Source organism: Corallococcus sp. CA053C (assembly GCF_003611675.1).
Taxonomy (GTDB): domain Bacteria; phylum Myxococcota; class Myxococcia; order Myxococcales; family Myxococcaceae; genus Corallococcus.
This window is the reverse complement of sequence record NZ_RAWA01000211.1, coordinates 1-16,153: the sequence shown is the minus strand read 5'-3', so window position 1 is coordinate 16,153 and position 16,153 is coordinate 1. Positions and strand designations below refer to the sequence as shown.

14 protein-coding genes and 1 pseudogene are annotated in these 16,153 nt (G+C 71.6%); 5 read left to right on the top strand and 10 right to left on the bottom strand.

What is annotated here, in order from left to right:
- Together D7V97_RS44795 and D7V97_RS25355 are read left to right on the top strand one after the other, a co-directional pair.
- Positions 1–991, top strand: a 991-nt coding sequence (locus tag D7V97_RS44795) for a hypothetical protein (RefSeq protein WP_158623454.1), incomplete at its 5' end; no start/stop codon positions are given.
- Positions 992–1,140: 149 nt separating this feature from the next.
- Positions 1,141–1,662 (top strand): hypothetical protein, encoded by a 522-nt coding sequence (locus D7V97_RS25355; protein ID WP_233583188.1) that lies wholly within the window; start codon positions 1,141–1,143, stop codon positions 1,660–1,662.
- Here the strand turns inward: D7V97_RS25355 and D7V97_RS25350 are convergent.
- From D7V97_RS25350 to D7V97_RS25330, 5 genes are read right to left on the bottom strand one after another with little or no spacing between them, the layout of a single operon-like run.
- A complete protein-coding gene (locus tag D7V97_RS25350) occupies positions 1,631–2,971 on the bottom strand; it encodes a PAS domain-containing sensor histidine kinase (RefSeq protein ID WP_120613210.1) in 1,341 nt (446 codons plus the stop codon). The two genes, D7V97_RS25355 and D7V97_RS25350, sit on opposite strands and share 32 nt — an antisense overlap.
- 14 nt (positions 2,972–2,985) lie before the next feature.
- Entirely contained in the window at positions 2,986–4,380 is a 1,395-nt protein-coding gene (locus D7V97_RS25345; protein ID WP_120613213.1) for a sigma-54 dependent transcriptional regulator, read from the bottom strand.
- A gap of 49 nt (positions 4,381–4,429) precedes the next feature.
- The gene (locus D7V97_RS25340) at positions 4,430–6,850 is read right to left on the bottom strand and encodes an ABC transporter permease (protein WP_120613212.1); all 2,421 of its coding nucleotides are present in this window, start codon (positions 6,848–6,850) and stop codon (positions 4,430–4,432) included.
- A 15-nt stretch (positions 6,851–6,865) separates the two neighbouring features.
- Positions 6,866–7,603, bottom strand: coding sequence for an ABC transporter ATP-binding protein (locus D7V97_RS25335; RefSeq protein WP_120613209.1), 738 nt, complete (start codon positions 7,601–7,603; stop codon positions 6,866–6,868).
- Positions 7,603–8,847, bottom strand: a complete 1,245-nt coding sequence (locus tag D7V97_RS25330; RefSeq protein WP_120613208.1) for an HlyD family secretion protein — start codon at positions 8,845–8,847, stop codon at positions 7,603–7,605. Before D7V97_RS25330 ends, D7V97_RS25335 begins: the two co-directional genes overlap by 1 nt.
- A 252-nt stretch (positions 8,848–9,099) precedes the next feature.
- On the opposite strand from D7V97_RS25330, the gene D7V97_RS25325 reads away from it, so the two are divergent.
- Positions 9,100–10,218, top strand: a complete 1,119-nt coding sequence (locus D7V97_RS25325) for a hypothetical protein (RefSeq protein WP_120613207.1) — start codon at positions 9,100–9,102, stop codon at positions 10,216–10,218.
- A 54-nt stretch (positions 10,219–10,272) separates the two neighbouring features.
- Here D7V97_RS25325 and D7V97_RS25320 read toward each other — a convergent pair whose 3' ends face one another.
- Entirely contained in the window at positions 10,273–10,743 is a 471-nt protein-coding gene (locus D7V97_RS25320) for an NUDIX hydrolase (protein ID WP_120613206.1), read from the bottom strand.
- Positions 10,740–11,180, bottom strand: a pseudogene (locus tag D7V97_RS25315) (DUF2380 domain-containing protein); the annotation flags it as partial. The gene D7V97_RS25320 and the pseudogene D7V97_RS25315, both read right to left, overlap by 4 nt.
- A gap of 502 nt (positions 11,181–11,682) precedes the next feature.
- Here D7V97_RS25315 and D7V97_RS25310 point away from each other — a divergent pair.
- Both D7V97_RS25310 and D7V97_RS25305 read left to right on the top strand, forming a co-directional pair.
- Positions 11,683–13,245: an acyl-CoA synthetase gene (locus D7V97_RS25310; RefSeq protein ID WP_120613205.1), complete on the top strand. Its 1,563-nt coding sequence runs from the start codon at positions 11,683–11,685 to the stop codon at positions 13,243–13,245.
- Positions 13,246–13,442: 197 nt separating this feature from the next.
- Positions 13,443–13,811 (top strand): response regulator, encoded by a 369-nt coding sequence (locus tag D7V97_RS25305; protein WP_120613204.1) that lies wholly within the window; start codon positions 13,443–13,445, stop codon positions 13,809–13,811.
- A gap of 24 nt (positions 13,812–13,835) precedes the next feature.
- Here D7V97_RS25305 and orn read toward each other — a convergent pair whose 3' ends face one another.
- The 3 genes from orn to D7V97_RS25290 all read right to left on the bottom strand — a co-directional run bounded on the left by orn (position 13,836) and on the right by D7V97_RS25290 (position 16,106).
- Complete coding sequence (orn, locus tag D7V97_RS25300; protein WP_120613203.1) at positions 13,836–14,384, bottom strand: oligoribonuclease; 549 nt, start codon at positions 14,382–14,384, stop codon at positions 13,836–13,838.
- 66 nt (positions 14,385–14,450) lie between these two features.
- Positions 14,451–15,653: a bifunctional alpha/beta hydrolase/OsmC family protein gene (locus D7V97_RS25295; RefSeq protein WP_120613202.1), complete on the bottom strand. Its 1,203-nt coding sequence runs from the start codon at positions 15,651–15,653 to the stop codon at positions 14,451–14,453.
- The gene (locus tag D7V97_RS25290) at positions 15,654–16,106 is read right to left on the bottom strand and encodes an archease (protein ID WP_120613201.1); all 453 of its coding nucleotides are present in this window, start codon (positions 16,104–16,106) and stop codon (positions 15,654–15,656) included.
- Between the last annotated feature and the right edge of the window lie 47 nt (positions 16,107–16,153).

Sequence of the window (16,153 nt, the reverse complement as noted above, 5' to 3'; positions counted from 1 at the left end):
GCCGTTGGACGAGGCGGGGCGGGGGACGTTCGCCCTGCTCTACATCGACGACGACGTGGAGCTGCCCACGCTCCAGCCGTGGGACGCCCACCCGCGGGTGGAGTCAGGGCCGCAGGGCACCACCGTGGCCTTCCCGCCCGCGCCCGCGCCGCTGGAGACACCGGAGACGGCGAAGCTCACGGAGATCGCCTTCAGCGACGGGACCGCCCATCCCATCCCCCCTTCGACCCCGGAGCCCTGGGTGTTCCTCACCACGAGCGACACGCTGCTGTGGCAACAGCGGGTCGCGACGTCCCCGTGGACCGCGTCCCCCTACGTGCTGGAGGACTTCGCCGCGCCCCGGGTGCAGCTGCGCGCCGCCAGCGTGGGCTATTGGTACTTCAGCCCCCTGGGCGGAGAGCCTGGCGGCGTGGACTTCCGGATGGAGTGGCGCACCGCGCACGAGCCCCTGCCCGCCGGGGCCCTGCGCCCCCTGAGCCGCGGCGCGACATGCGAGGCGCGCTTCCCGGGCACCTGCCCCTGGACGGACGGCCAACTGGAGCCCGTGAACATCGTGGCCCGGGTGGACGCCCCGCAGGTGCTCAGCGTCGTCTTCTCCCTGCCCCGGCCCGGGCTTCCCCGCCACGCGGTGGTGCGCGGCCTGGGCTACCTCCAGGGCTATGAAGGCAAGGAGTGGCTCCTGCTGGAGGGCAGCGCGGACGGCGAGCAGTGGCGGCCGCTCACCCGGACCGTCGTGCGTGAAGTCGAGCGGCACACCGACGACGCGCTCGACTTCATGTATTCCCATTTCATCTCGCTCACGCCGGAGGACTCTCCCTACGGAGACCTTCCCTTCGCCCTGGGGAGCCAGACGCCGGTGTTCGCCGATGCGCCCCTCGCCGACGGCGAGCCCGTCCGCTTCGTCCGGCTGTCCGTGGAAACCCTTACGTTCGAAGGGGGCACGCGGCTCGTGGGGCTCTCCTCGCTCGCGGAGCTGTCCGTCTTCGAGTAGGCCCCGCGCGCGTCTGGGCATCCAACCCATTGGGATTGCTTGGGTGGGATACAACCGGGCAGTTCCGTGCAATCAAATAAATCAAGAAAAAAAGGGGACAGCGTTCTTCTCGTGGAGCACTGCACCCACCCGCAACCGAGGAGGGACCAATGATTAGGCTGACCTGGACGTACGGGCAGCTCCTCAGGGGCCTGGCGGAGATGGTGCGGCGGGTCCTGCTGGTGCAGCTGCTCTTCCTGGCGCCGTGCTTCTGGCTGCTGGAGCTGTCGCAGAACGTGGCGTTCCGGTGGATGAACGGGGACTGGGGTTGGGTCTATCCGGAGTCGCCGTACCGCTGGTTCTCCATCGTCAGCCTGGGGATGTGGAGCGGCGCGGTGGTGGTGCTGTGGGCCCTGCACACGTACTGGTTCCGGCCGCTGCGGGTGGCGTCCTGGCTGCGCGTGCTGTGGGCCACCGCGCTGTGCTGGACGGGCCAGTGGCTGGGCGGCTTCATCGCGGCGGAGGTGTTCCACCACCCGCTCCAGATATGGCCCGGCACGAAGCTGGTCTACGTGAGCTTCAGCGCGCTGTTCTTCTGGGCGGCCACGGCGCTGCTCTACCAGCTGGTCGCGCCGGACCCTGAACCACCGGAGCCGGGCTTCACGCGCGCGGAGCGTCCAGCGGGAGCCTGAGCCGGGCGCGGCAGCCGCGCCCGTCGGTGCGGTTCTCCAATCGCAGACTTCCTCCGTGGGCTTCGGCGATCTGCCGGCTGAGCGCCAGGCCAATGCCATTGCCCTGGGGCTTGGTGGTGAAGAAGGGCACGAAGAGGTTCGCGGTGTCCGCGAGGCCCGGGCCTTCGTCCTCCACCCAGACCTCCACCGCGCCGGGCGCGTGCACCGCCCAGGAAACCCAGACACCGCCCGCGCCCCCTTCATTGGACAGGACAGCGTCCACGGCGTTGCGCACCAGGTTGATGAGCAATTGCTCCAGCTGGTCGCCATCCCCGGGCACCGTGAGCGCGGGGCCGGGGCGCACGGCCACTGGACGGCGCGGCTCCAGCGCCACCACGCGCCGCACCCAGGGCTCCACCTCCACCGTGCCCGGCGTGGGCGGCGGCAGGCGCGCCAGCCGCGCGTGGGCGGACATGAAGCGCGCCAGGGACTCCGCCCTGCGCGCGATGATGCCCAGCCCGTGCCGCGTGTCCTCCTCCCAGTCCGCGGGGCGCGGCACCTGGGCCACCAGGTCCTTGAGCGCGTCCGCGATGGACTGGATGGGCGTGAGCGAGTTGTTGATTTCATGGCTCAGCACGCGCACCAGCCGGCGCCACGCCTCGCGCTCCTCCTCGCGCAATGCCAGACGCAGGTCCGTGAGCACCACCAGCTGGTGCGGCTGGCCGCCCTCGCGGAACGTCCCTCGCCACAGCTCGTAGGGGCCGCCCTCCTGGGCGAAGGCGCGCGTCAGCCGGCGCGGCGCGGGGCCTTCCAAGAGCTCACCGCAGCCCAGCGCTTCGGCCCGCTGGCCCAGGAGCTGCGCGCGCGGCAGGCCCACGAGCCGGGCGCCCGCGCGGTTCACCAGCTTCAGCGTGCCCGTGGCGTCGAAGGCGAGCACCGCCACGTCAATGGCCTCCATCACCTGCCCGAGCAGCGCGCCCGCCTCCAGCGCTCCCAGCCGCTGCTCGCGCAGCGTGTCCCCCAGCGCGTTGACCTCCAGGAGCACCTCGCCCAGCGGGTCTCCCGGACGCTCACCCCGGCCGCGCACGGAGTAGTCCCCTTCGCGCAGCGCGGACAGCAGGCCCGCCACCGTGTGCAGGGGCCTTGTCACGCGCTCGTGCAATGCCAGACAGGCGCCGGCGTGGACGCCCAGCACCAGCGCGGACAGCGTCCAGCGCACCTTCGCGCTGAAGTCCCCCGTCCACAGCAGCGCGAGCGAGACGACGACGGCGGGCAGGCCCGCGAGGACCGCGAGCCCCACGACGCGCAGGTCGTGCGGGACGGGGGGCACGCGGGGCCACCGACTCACCGCGCGCCCTTGATGCCGTAGTACTGGAGGCGCCGGTAGAGCGCGCTGCGCGACAGGCCCAGGGCCTTCGCCGCCTCGCTCACGTTGCCGTCCTGCCGCGTGAGGGAGCGCTCGATGAGGTAGCGCTCCACCTCCTCCAGCGTCATCTCCTCCAAACGCGTGGCGCTCCCGCTGGACTGACTGGGGCGCTTGAGCAGCAGGTCCTCCGCCTCCACCCGGTCCCCCGTCGCCATCAGGAGCGAGCGCTCCACCGCGTGCTCCAGTTCGCGCACGTTGCCCGGCCACCCGTAGGCGAGCAGCGCCTCCAGCGCGCCCGGCGCCAGGTGGATGCCGGGGCGGCCGTAGCGCTGGCCCTGCGCGGCGAGGAAGTGCGCGGCGAGCAGCGGGATGTCCTCGCGTCGCTCGCGCAGGGGCGGCAGCTGCACCTCCACGGTGTTGAGCCGGTAGAGCAGGTCCTCGCGGAACTTCCCCTCCGTCACCGCCTTGCCCAGGTCCACGTTGGTGGCGCTGACCAGCCGCACGTCCACGCGCCGCGTGCGCGACGAGCCCACCGGGTGCAGCTCGCCCGTCTGGAGCACGCGCAGCAGCTTCGCCTGCTGGGCGAGCGGCATGTTGCCAATCTCATCCAGGAACAGCGTGCCGCCGTCCGCCAATTCAAAGCAGCCGATGCGGTCCGTCTTCGCGTCGGTGAAGGCGCCCTTCACGTGGCCGAACAGCTCGCTCTCGAAGACGCCCTCGGACAGGCCGCCGGAGTTCACCGCGACGAAGGGCCGGTCCGCGCGGGGGCTCGCCGAGTGGAGCAGCCGCGCCACCACCTCCTTGCCGGTGCCGTGCTCGCCGGTGATGAGCACCGGCGCGGCGGATGGCGCCACCCGTTCGATGAGCCGGTGCACGGGCTGCATGGCGCGCGATTCGCCCACCAGCGGGGAGCGTCCGCCCTGCTCGCGGCGCAGGTGCTGGTTCTCCTCCTCCAGCCGCCGGCCCCGGCGCAGGGCGCGGGACAGCTCCAGTTGCGTGCGCAGCGTGGCCAGCAGGCGCGTGTTGTCCCAGGGCTTCTGCACGTAGTCGCGAGCGCCCGCGCGCATCGCCTCCACCGCGCCCTCCACGCTGCCCCACGCGGTCATCACCACCACGGGCAGCAGCGCGTCCCGCTCGCGCAACTGGCCGAGCAGGTCCAGGCCCTCGCGCCCGGAGGTAGTGTCACGCGCGTAGTTCAGGTCCATCAGCACCAGGTCCACGTCCTCGGCGTCCAGCGTGGCCTTCACGCCCGCCGGGGACTGGGCGCTCACCACCGTGTAGCCGTCACGCTTGAGCAGCAGCCGCAGCGCCTCCAGCACGTCCGGCTGGTCGTCGGCGACGAGGACGCGGGTGAGGCGCGGGCTCGGAGGCAGGCTCGGAGACGGGCTGGGAGGCGGGGCGGGTTCGGACACGGAGGACACGTTAGTCGGCCCGGAGCGCGATGATGGGGTCCACGCGCGTGGCCCTGCGAGCAGGCAGCCAGGACGCGCCCAGCGCCACCCCGGTGAGCAGCAGGGCCACCCCGCCGAAGGTCCACGGGTCGTCCACCGACACGCCGTACAGGAGCGACCCCAAGAGCCGGCTCAGCGCCAGCGACAACACGAGCCCCACCGCCACGCCCGTGAGCGACAGCCGCAGCCCCTGCCCCAGCACGAGCCGCAGCACGTCCCCGCGCCCGGCCCCCAGCGCCATGCGGATGCCCAGCTCCCGCGTGCGCTGCGCCACGGAGAAGGCGATGACGCCCGACAGGCCCAGCGCCGCGAGCAACAGCGCGCCCGCCGCGAACACGCCCAACAGCAGGGCCGCCAACCGCTGCGCGCCCAGCGCGTCCGCCATGCGCCGCGTGAGGGGCTGGACGTCGAACAGCGGCAGGTCCGCATCCACCGCGCGCACCTCCGTCTCCACCGCGGTGTGCAGCGCCTCCGGGGCCCCCGACTTCGCCCGCACCGCGATGCCCAGCGAGGGGAAGGGCAGCTGCGAGAGGGCGTAGTACGCGGCGGGGCGCACCGGCGCGTCCAGGCCCCACTCGTGCACGTCGCCCATCACGCCCACCACCGTGGCCCACTGCTTGTCCGGGCCGTGCAGCTTCATCCGGTGGCCCACGGCGTCTCCATTGGGCCAGAAGAGCTTCGCGCAGGACTGGTTGATGACCACCGCCCAGGGCGCGTCCGGGGCGTCCCGGTCCTCCAGGAGCCGCCCCTGCTGGGGCGTGACGCGCAGGGCGCGCAGGTAGCCGGGGGTGACGGCGCGGAACTCCACCGCCTTCCACTGCTCCCCGGGCTGCCGCGTGCGCCCCTCGATGTCGAAGCTGTGGTCCATCTCCCCGCCCAGGGGCAGCACGTTGGTGAGCCCCGCGGACTCCACGCCGGGCAGGGCCTGGAGCCGCGACACCAACGCCTGCTGGAAGGCCACCTGCCGGGCCTTGTCCGGGTACACCACCTGGGGCAGCTCCAGCTGGCCGGTGAGCACGCCTTCGGAGTCGAAGCCCGCGTCCAGTTGCTGAAGCGCGAGGAAGCTCTTCACGAACAGGCCCGCACCCACCAGCAGCACCAGCGCGAGCGACACCTGCGCCACCACCAGCGCCGCGCGCACCCGGCCCGTGCGGTGGCTGCCCGTGGCGCGCGCCCCCTCGCGCATCGCCGCGTGCAGGTCCGCGTGGCGCGTCTGGAGCGCGGGCACCAGCCCGAAGAGCACGCCGGTGAGCACCGACACCGCCAGGGTGAAGAGCACGGAGGGCACGTCCAGCCGCACCGCCTGGGCCCGGGGCAGGCCGTCCCCCACCACCGCCACCAGCGCGTCGGTGCCCCACAAGGCCAGCAGCAGGCCCACCGCGCCGGCCACCACGGACAGCACCACGCTCTCCGTTAGGAACTGCGCGACCAGCCGCCCGCGCCCCGCGCCCAGCGCCGCGCGGATGGACACCTCGCGGCTTCGCGCCACCGCCCTGGCGAGCAGCAGGTTGGCCACGCTGGAGCACGCCACCAGCAGCACGAAACCCACCGCGCCCCAGAGGAGCCACAGCGTCTTGCGCACGCTGCCCACCATCCTCTCCTCCAGCGACGTGACGCTCATGGACCAGCCGGCTTCCTTGTAGTCCTGCACCAGCTCCGGCGGGCGCTCGGCGCCCATGCGCACCAGGTCCGCGCGCGCCGCGTCCAGCGTCACGCCGGGCTTGAGCCGCGCCAGCACCGCGAGGTTGCGGTTGCCCCGGCGGGCCTCGTCCTTCGACTCCGGCGTGGGGGCGAAGGGCAGGTACAGCTCCGTGTCCTCCGGGTAGGCCACGCCCGGCGGCAGCACGCCCACCACCGTGTGCGCCACTCCGTCGAGCCGCAGCGTGCGGCCCAGCACGTCCGGATCCTTCGCGAAGGCCGACCGCCAGACGGTGTCCGTGAGGATGACGACCTTGTCCCGCCCTGGCGTCTCCTCCTCCTCGGTGAAGCCCCGGCCCAGCACCGGGGTGACGCCCAGCGTGGGCAGGAAGGAGGCGGTGCCCATGATGGCGTGGAAGCGCCGGGGGGACTCCTGGCCGGTGAGCGTCACGTCGCCCCGGTAGAAGGCCGCGAGCGAGGAGAAGGCCCGCGTGTGCGTGACGTAGTCCTGGTACTCCGGCACGGAGCTGGACACCGCCTTCAGCCCGAAGGCCGCGAAGTCGGGCGCCAGGTGCACCAGCTGCTCCGGGCGCGTGTAGGGCGGCGGCGTCAGGAGCACGCCCTTCACCACGCTGAACAGGGCGCTGTTGGCGCCGATGCCCAACGCGAGCGTCAGCACCGCCACCACCGTGAAGCCGGGGGCGTTGCGCAGGGTGCGCAGCGCATAACGCAGATCATTGAGCACGCGGTCCATGGGCATCCCTTCCTTTCAGCGAAGCTGTTCGTCCTGCACGACGCGGCCGTCGAAGAGGCTCACCGTGCGCGTGGCGATGCGCGCCTGCGCCGGGTCGTGCGTCACCATGCACAACGTGGAGCCCGCCTTGTGCAGGTCGGAGAGCAGCTGCATCACCGACTCGCCGTTCTTCGAGTCCAGGTTGCCCGTGGGCTCGTCCGCCAGGAGGATGAGCGGGTCTCCCGCCACGGCGCGCGCCACGGCGACGCGCTGCTGCTGACCGCCAGAGAGCTGCCCGGGCAGGTGCCGCGCCCGGTGCGCCATGCCCACGCGCTCCAGGGCCCGCTCCACGCGCTGCTTGCGGTCCGCCGCGGGCAGGCCGCGGTAGGTGAGCGGCAGCTCCACGTTCTCGAAGACGGTGAGGTCGCCGATGAGGTTGAAGCTCTGGAAGATGAAGCCGATGTGCTGGTTGCGCACCTTGGCCCGGTCCGCGGGCGACAGCTCCAGCACGCTGCGGCCGTCCAGCAGGTAGCTGCCGCGCGTGGCGGTGTCGAGCAGTCCCAGCACCGCCAGCAGCGTGGACTTGCCGGAGCCCGAGGGGCCCACGATGGCCACCCACTCGTTCTGCCGGATGGTGAGGTGGATGTTGGACAGCGCGTGCGTCTCCACCTCCTCCGTCTCGAACACCTTGGTGAGCCCCTCCAGCTGGAGCAGCGCCTTGCCCGGCACCACGCCCGGGGCCCGGGCCTCGCTGTCGTTCGTCATCGTCGTCATCATCGCAGCCTCACGCGTTCGACCGCATCCCACGCGGTCATGTCCGACAGCACCACCTGATCCCCCTCGGCCAGCCCCTGCACCACCTCCACGGCGTTCACCGAGCCGCGGCCCAGCTTCACCGGGATGCGCACCGCTTCATCGCCTCCGGGCATCAGCCGGAAGAGGGCGAGCGTGCTGTCCGGCTGCGCTCCCGCGGGGCGGCCCACCGACAGCACGTTGTCCAGCCGCTCAATCTCCACCGTGCCCTCCACGGTGAGGTCCGGTCGAGCGCCCTTGGGCAGCGCGTCCGGCAGGGCGATCTCCACCTGCACGGTGCCCTGGCTGGCGGCGGGGGCGACGCGGGCCACGGTGCCTTCGACGACGCCGTTGCGCGTGTCCACCAGGGCCTTGAGGCCCGGCAGGATGTCGCGCGCCTGGGTCTCCGCGATCCGCAGCTCCGCCTTCAGCTTCTCCGGCTTCACCACCTTGGCGAGCAGCACGCCGGGCGTCACCCACTGGCCCAGCTCCAAAGGCAGCTCCTGGAGCACGCCGTTCTCGCCCGCGAGCACCTTCATGGACTCCACCTGCTGGCGGCGGAAGCGCGCCACGGCCTTGAGGCGCTCCACCTGCTCCTGCTGGGAGGCCAATCGCTGACGCAGGCTCTGGGACATGACGTCCAGGCGCTGGCGCTCCAATTCCAGACGCTGGCGGACCTCCTCCGCCTTCTCGTTGACCTGTTTGGTCTCCAGGTCGCCGACGAAGGACTTCTCGAACAGCGCGGTGTTCGCCTGGGCGCGGCGGGCGGTGTCGGCGACCTCGGCGGTGAGGGTGGCGACGGCGGCCTGCTGGGACAGCCGCTGCGTCTGGAGCACCTCGCGCAGCTCCAGGAACTCCCCTTCGGCGCTCGCGAGCTGGCGTTCGGCCTCCAGCGCCTGGAGCTGCACGTCCGGGTTGGACAGCTCCATGAGCAGCGTGCCCGCGGTGACGGTGGCGCCGGGCCGCACGTGGATGCGCTCCACGCGGCCGGCGGTGTCGGCGGTGAGCCAGCGGATGGATTCCGGGACGAGCGTGCCGGAGCCCTTCACCTGGCGCACCAGCGGGCCGCGCTTCACCGTGTCCAGCCACACCGACGCGCGGTCCACCGAGGGCGCGGCGGGGCGCAGCCGGGACAGGCCCACCGTGATGGCCACGAGCACGACCAGGCCCAGAGCGGCCAGGAGATAGGGTTTGCGGCGCGGAGCGCGTGCCTTCGGGATGTCCACGGGACAGGGACAAAGCGAATCGCGTGCCAGGGCGTTGTGTCGGGGCAAGTGCCCGGAAACAGGAGGAACGGGGGCCGGAGCCGGAGCGCGCTGACCGCTTGCGCAAAAGGCGCGTCCCAGGACCGGACACCGCGGACGGTCCGCTGCCGTTGAATAGCGACAGCGTCGGGCCGTCTGGTCGCTCGCTGCATTTCCCACACAACTTCCGAGGACCTCCTCATGCGCCCCAGTGCTCTCCGGGTGCGTGCCAGCATGCTTCTGGCCGCGACCCTGTTGCCCCTGTCGTCCCTCGCCGACCCGCTGCACCTGAAGCTCACGCAGGTGAGCAGCGAGGTGGACGCGGACGGGCTGAGCGCTCCCACGGTGGAGGAGCGGACGCGGTACGGCCTGGACGAGGCGCTGCGGCAGGCGGGCTCCTCCGAGATGGTGGTGGACCCGGAGGCGGAGGGGACGGCGGACCTGACCCTCACCGCGAAGGTGACGCGCGCGGGGAAGAAGTACCGGCTGACCTACCAATTGCAGACGACCGAGAAGCCGGCGCGAACCAAGACGCTCTCGTATGAGTTCGCCAATCCCAACCTGAGTGACAAGGGCTCGGTGGCGATGGCGCAGGCGCTGCTCGCGGAGGCCGGGAAGCTGGAGGTCGTCCCGCGCCAGGAGGTGCCGGTGGCCACGGGAGAGGGCGGCGGGACGGGCACGGGCAACGGCCGCGCGGTGGTCGCGGAGGCGCCCGCGGCACGGGAGGAGTCCGGGGCGCTGGAGTCCCGGAGCGCGGCGGGCACCGAGTTCGCGGCGGTGGACGCGCCGACGACGGACGGGCTGGCGCAGGACTCGATGGGGCGCGACGGCTTCGAGTCGGTGCAGCGCCGTCCTTCGCGCCGTGGCGTGACGAACCTGGACCTGGGTGTGGCGTTGGGCTTCAACAGCCCGTCGGGCGTCTACGGAGGTGAGCTGGAGTACCGGGTGGCGCCGTGGCTGGGCCTCAACGTGAGCGGCGGCGTGGGCGCATGGGGCGTACGCGTGGGCCCGCTGGTCCGGCTGTATCCCTTTGGCGAGGTGCCTACGAGTCCCTTCGTGGAGGCGGGCACGAGCTTCAACCTGGGCGGTGAGGCGACCACGGAGATCAACGGAGGCGAGGTCCGCTACACGGACATGCTGATGACGCCGGTAGCAACGGCGGCCATCGGTCTGCGCCAGTCGATGGGGCCCATGTACCTGGGCCTGCGCGTGGGCTGGGGCTTCCGGCTGCGCGAGGACAACTGGACCGTGCGCGACGGCGGGCAGCAGGACTTCCTCACCCGGGCCGCGCTGGACCTGTCCCAGCACGGCGGGTTCCTGACCAGCATCACGCTGGGCATGTCGGTGTTCTAGGAAGCGTCGGGCCGGGGTCCGGCCGCCCGGTGGATGGACTTGAAGGGCTGCCGGTCAGGCTTCCTCGTCGGGGAGGAGTGTGCGGAGCACTTCGTCGTCGGGACCGAGCGGGCGCCAGCCAACAGGAGGAGGCGACGCGCGAAGTGCGGCCCTGGCCTGCCTGACCCGCTCCTTGTGCGTATCAGGGGTGTCGGCAGTCCACGACCCGAGCGCCATGGCAACCTCGCCACGGATTGCGTCGTCCAGCACGTCCGGCCAGCCATTCGGGAAACGCTCGGACAGTTCGCGCACGAGCACGTCGCGAACAAAGCGCGTGACCTGCTTGCGCTGCTCCGCCTCGTACAGCAAGCCGCTCAACACCTGCACCCCGGCAATGTCGTCCGGACCCAACTCCTCGGCCAGCGCGTCCAGCGGGACAGCCGGGCGCGCATCGGCAAAGGCAGTGAGCGAGTCGTAGCCGCGCGCGCGGACTCGTTCGTACAGGCGTGCCTTCCAGTTCCCCTGCCATGAACGTCCGTCGGTCATCGGCTCCGCCCCACAGTGAACTTGATCGGGATGTCGTAGCGCTTCATACGCTTCGCGACTTCTTTCAAGATTTCATTCCGCGTCAACATGCGTCCAGCTTCAACCTCAGCCTCGCGCAGTACTTCCATGATCATCCGGTTCCACTCGCCGGGCCACGTGCGCCCCAGGCGCCAGTTGCCACCTCCGTGAATCGCCTCGTGGTGGGCCTGCTCCAGCCTCACGCAGAACTGGTCGATGTCCATGTCGCCCTTGAAGCCGCGCTGCTCGAACCATGCCCGATGCTCGTCCGGGAGGACGTGGTGCTTGGGAGCGTCAGACATGCCCGCCCCAGCTCTGCCAGTTTCGTGCATGCCGCGAACCTCGGGGCTGTCCCCCAGCGCATCGCGCACACCCTGGGGCAGACCCTGATGCGCTTGGGCCATCTGCACCTGTCCGCCATGGAGGTGCCGGACGCATCAATGCCAGCAGGCGCTACTTCGCCACGCGCGGGGCGCCTGGCCTTGGCTCCGTCGTCGTCAGCTCACCGGGTGGGAACAGGATCCGGAGAACCCGCGTCCTGCCATGCGGATGGCAGGAACGGCGAGGGTCCATCGCCCAGCGAATCCGTGGAGGTGGCGCCGGGTTCTCCAGGTGCGGAGTTCACACCGGCATCCACGCCATGCGCAGTCACGTCGGCTTCGCCGTCCATGAGCCGACGCAGGATCCGGCCGTCACGGTGGATGGCGTAGCTCGCGCCTGAATCCAGCGCGGGCTGCGTGCGACCACAAGCCTTGGGGTCCTCGTCGATGCGGATGAAGAAGAGGTCTCCCTGTCTCAGCCTGGGCCCGCACGGGAAGTGCCGAACAGGCCAGGCTCGCGAGCAACAACGGCAGTCGCATCGCCTGCTGACGCACGGACATGCACGCATCGTATCCGGTCCCAGCTAGGCTCGCGCGCACCATGCCGGCCTCCCTGCTCGAAGTCTTCCTCGACCATGCCCGTCACGCGCCCGCGCGCCCGCTGCTCTCCTTCGAGCACACCACCTTCACACGCGGACAGGTCGCGGAGCGCGTCACCACGTTGGCTCGCGGCCTCAAGGCCCGCGGCCTGGTCCCCGGGGACCGCGTGGCCCTCTTCCTGGAGAACAGTGACGCGTTCGTCGTCACCTGGCTCGGTGTCCAGGCCGCGGGCTGCGTCGCCGTGCTCGTCAACACCGCGTACCGCCAGGTGGAGCTGGCCCACATCCTCTCCGACGCCGAGGTGAAGGTCTGTGTCACCGGCACCGCGGGCGCCTCCGAACTCGCGCCCCTGCGCGATCAGCTCCCCGCCCTGCAATGGCTCATCACCGTGGAGCCTCCACCCCCGGCGCTTCCCTTCTCCTCCGTGCCCTTCGACACCGTCCTCGCGGAAGGCGCCGCGTCCACCGTCGCCCTGCCCCTGCCCGGCGCGGAGGACCTCGCGGTGCTCGGCTACACGTCCGGCACCACCGGCCGCTCCAAGGGCGCCATGCTCCAGCACCGCCAATTGCTCGCCAACGTGCGCGCCGTCACCGAAGCATGGCGGTGGACCGACGCGGACCGCCTCCTCCTCACCCTCCCGCTCTTCCACACCCACGGCCTCATGGTCGGCCTGCATGGCACCCTGTTCACCGGCGCCAGCGTGGACCTGCGCCGCCGCTTCGCCGCGGGTGAGACGCTCGCGGCCCTCCACGACGACGCGTCCCTCACCCTCTTCTTCGGCGTGCCCACCATGTACGGCCGCCTGCTGGAGGAGTCGCGCCGCACCGGCGTGAAGCCCCGCGCCTTGCGCCTGTGGGTCTCCGGATCCGCGCCGCTGAGCCCCCAGCTCTGCCTGGACATCCAGGCCCGCTTCGGCGCCCGCATCCTGGAGCGCTACGGGATGACGGAGACGCTGATGAACACCACCCAGCCCTACGACGGCGAGCGCCGCCCCGGCACCGTGGGCATGCCCTTCCCCGGCCAGGAGGCCCGCGTCGTGGACGTGCGCACGCGCCAGCCCCTGCCTTCCGGCGAGACGGGCGAAATCGAGGTGCGCGGGCCCCACGTCTTCACCGGCTACTGGCGCCGCCCCGACGCCACCGCCGAGGCCTTCGACGCCGACGGCTGGTTCCGCACCGGCGACCTGGGCGAGTACGACCCCGACGGCTTCCTGCGCATCACCGGCCGCGCCCGCGAGCTCATCATCAGCGGCGGCTTCAACATCTACCCCCGCGAGGTCGAAGAGGTCCTCGCGGGACACCCCGCCGTCGCCGAGGCCGCCGTGCTCGGCCTGCCCGACCCCGACTTCGGCGAGCAGGTCGTCGCCGTCATCGTCCGCGCCGTCCATACCGGGAGCGCCCCGGACGACCCCCAGGCACTCACCCAGGCCCTGGTCGACTGGTGCCGGGAACGGCTGGCCGCCTTCAAGAAGCCTCGCCGCGTCGTCTTCGTGGACGCGCTGCCTCGCAACGCCCTGGGCAAGGTCCAGAAACACGTCCTCAAGGAACGCCTGCTCACCCCCTGAGCGCACTTGTGCCGCCATCCACTGGACAAAACCCACACCGGCCCCTGGCCGAAGTTCCAAGCCGACCTACCTTGTCCAGACAGATGCAGCCGGAGCCTTCGCGAGATGACCACCCCTACCGCTCACCGCCTGATGCACCCCTGCGCCTCCTGCCTGGAGGTGAGCCGGCGCGGCGAGAAGGTGGAGGCCGGGGGCGCATGAAGCAGCTGCTCATCGTGGACGACGAGCTGGCCATCGTGGAGGCGCTCCAGGACATCCTGTCCCTGGAGGGCTACGACATCGTCACCGCGTACAACGGCGACGAGGGCCTCCAGCGGCTCATGGCCTCGAAGCCCGACCTCGTCCTGCTGGACCTGATGATGCCGGTGATGGACGGCGGCGAGCTGCTGCGCCGCATCCGCACCCATCCCGACCTGTGCGACCTGCCCGTGGTGGTGATGAGCGCGGGCCGCCTCACCGAGCAGGAGCGCCGCGACAGCTCCCACTTCCTCGCCAAGCCCTTCGAGCTGGAAGACCTGCTGGGCACCATCGCCCGGCAGCTCCCGGCCGACGGCGCCCGCGTCTGAGCAGCTCGGAGTTCAGCTCGGAGTTCAGCCCGGCGTCGCGCGGAACAGGATGTCCCGGTAGTACTGCAGCTCCGTGAGGCTGGAGCGCAGGTCCGCCAGCGCCGTGTGCCCGCTGGGCGGCTTGCGGGGCTCCACCAGCGCCGGGTACCACGCGCGCACCAGCACCTTCAGGCTCGTCACGTCCACCATGCGGTAGTGCAGGTAGCGATCCAACATGGGCATGTGGCTGATGAGGAAGCGCCGGTCGGTGTGGATGGAGTTGCCCGCGAGGATGCCCTCGCCCAATTCGCAGTGGTCCGCGATGAAGGCCGTCGCCTCGCGCTCCGCCACGCGCAGGGACACGTTCGAGGAGCGCACCTTCTCCGTGAGGCCGTTCTTCGTGTGCATGTCGCGCACGACGGGCTCCATGCGCTGGAGCATCTCCTCCGGCTGCCAGATGACCCGCTCGAACTCCGCGATGGGCCGCAGATCCGGGCCGGTGATGATGATGCCCACCTCGATGATGCCGCAGGACTCGGGGTCCAGTCCGGTCATCTCCAGGTCGAGCCAGACAAGGCGGGTCTCACGGGCCATGTACGAAAATCCTGATCGCGAAGGGGGAAGGAACGCTCCCTATACCAGCCCCTGGCCCCGGAGCACTCACTCCGTGGATGAATCGTCCCATCGCGTCAGGACGTCCACCTTGGATTCGAGCGTGCGGTGCACCGGGCACAGGTCCGCGATGTGCAGCAGCCGGGAGCGCTGTTCGTCCGTCAGGGGCCCCTCCAGCCGGACGAGCCGCTCCAGCCGGTCCACGCGCCCCACCCGCGACTCGCACTCCGCGCAATCCGTCGCGTGCACCTTGTCGTGGCTCAGCCGCACGCGCACGCCCGTGAGCGGCCAGCCGTGCTGGTCCGCGTACATGCGCACCGTCATCGACGTGCACGCCCCCAGCGCCGCGGCCAGCAACCCGTAGGGCGAGGGCCCCGAGTCCTGCCCCCCGAGCGTCTGCGGCTCGTCCGCGCGCAGCCGGTGCGTGCCCACGCGGATGTCCTGGGCGAGTCCTCCCTCGGACGCCCCGCGCACCTCCACCTGTCCCTCTGGCAGCGGCTCCTCGCGCTCGCGCAGGGGCGCCACGTGCCGCGTGGCCCATGGGCCCAGCACGTCCGCCGCGTAGGCCGCGTCCGCCGGGCGGGAGAGGAAGTGATCCGCCCCGTCCAACATCACCAGGCTCGCGGGCCGCCGGGCACGCGCCAGCAACCCGCGCACGCGCTCCAGCCCCACGTAGCGGTCCTCCGGCACCTGCATCATCAGGAGCGCGCCCGGAAAATCCCCGAGCGCCCGGGCCACCGTCTCCGTGTCGATGGCCCGCAGGAAGTCCCGTTGCAGGCGCATCCGGCCGGGGCCCAGGGCGACCTCCCCTGACTCCGCGTCGCGCTCGCCCGGGGGGAGCAGGGCTCGCACGGAGTCCGCGCCCACGGGGGCGTTCACCAGCGCCACGGCCTTGACCTCCGGCAGCCGGGGCAGCGCGGCCATCACCGCCGTGCCCCCGATGCTGTGCCCCACGAGGAGCCGGGGCACGGGCGCGCGCTCGGAGAGCCAGGCGGACGCGGCCACCACCGTGTCCACGCTCGGCACCGTGTCCGGAGGGCCTTCCGCGCTGGTGCCTTCCGTTCCTCTCGTGAAGTCCAGCCGCAGCACCGCGAAGCCCCGCGACACCAGCGCGCGCGCCAGCCGCTCCGGCCCGGGCGAGTGGCCCACGCACGCGAAGCACGACACCAGCACCGCGCTCGCGGCCGGGGCGCCCGAGGGCAGCTCCAGCCGCCCGCCGCCTCCCGGGAACGTCACCGCCCGGGTCGGCATCTACAAGTCCACCAGCGCCTCGGCCGTCCACACGCCGCCCGGTCCCTGGCGCACGGACACGCTGGTGAACGACGCGCCCGTCACCGCGACATCCAGGCCGTGGCGCTCGGCCCCCGCGCGCTCACCGAAGCCGTGGCCGAAGAGGTTCAGCCCGTCCAGGCGCACCACGAAGCACTGGAAGCGCAGGCGCCGGCTGGCCATGGCGCCCACCACCTCGCGCAGCCAGTCCGCGAGCAGCTCGTCGTGATCCACGGACTGGCACGACACCTCCAGCTCCTCGTGCGTCTCCACGCTCCGGGGGTCGGTGATCAGCGCGGACAATCCCAGTGCCGCCATCTCGAAGGCCTGCTCCAGGGAGCGGCCCACGCCCCGCACCCCGAGCTGCCCGTCGCGCGTGAAGTGTTCCCAGTGGGTCCGGGGTTTGCCTTCCGCATGCACCACCTCGGCGTTCATACGTCCTCCCGTTCCGTCGTTCAGAACCACCAACCACCCCCCATGTC

What these genes read in the sequence shown, in the direction of transcription:
- D7V97_RS25290 (WP_120613201.1), bottom strand. Translation starts at nt 16,106, where the DNA reads ATGAACGCCGAGGTGGTGCATGCGGAAGGCAAACCCCGGACCCACTGG.
- D7V97_RS25340 (WP_120613212.1), bottom strand. Translation starts at nt 6,850, where the DNA reads ATGGACCGCGTGCTCAATGATCTGCGTTATGCGCTGCGCACCCTGCGC.
- D7V97_RS25305 (WP_120613204.1), top strand. Translation starts at nt 13,443, where the DNA reads ATGAAGCAGCTGCTCATCGTGGACGACGAGCTGGCCATCGTGGAGGCG.
- D7V97_RS25335 (WP_120613209.1), bottom strand. Translation starts at nt 7,603, where the DNA reads ATGACGACGATGACGAACGACAGCGAGGCCCGGGCCCCGGGCGTGGTG.
- D7V97_RS25325 (WP_120613207.1), top strand. Translation starts at nt 9,100, where the DNA reads ATGCTTCTGGCCGCGACCCTGTTGCCCCTGTCGTCCCTCGCCGACCCG.
- D7V97_RS25355 (WP_233583188.1), top strand. Translation starts at nt 1,141, where the DNA reads ATGATTAGGCTGACCTGGACGTACGGGCAGCTCCTCAGGGGCCTGGCG.
- D7V97_RS25295 (WP_120613202.1), bottom strand. Translation starts at nt 15,653, where the DNA reads ATGCCGACCCGGGCGGTGACGTTCCCGGGAGGCGGCGGGCGGCTGGAG.
- orn (WP_120613203.1), bottom strand. Translation starts at nt 14,384, where the DNA reads ATGGCCCGTGAGACCCGCCTTGTCTGGCTCGACCTGGAGATGACCGGA.
- D7V97_RS25320 (WP_120613206.1), bottom strand. Translation starts at nt 10,743, where the DNA reads ATGACCGACGGACGTTCATGGCAGGGGAACTGGAAGGCACGCCTGTAC.
- D7V97_RS25310 (WP_120613205.1), top strand. Translation starts at nt 11,683, where the DNA reads ATGCCGGCCTCCCTGCTCGAAGTCTTCCTCGACCATGCCCGTCACGCG.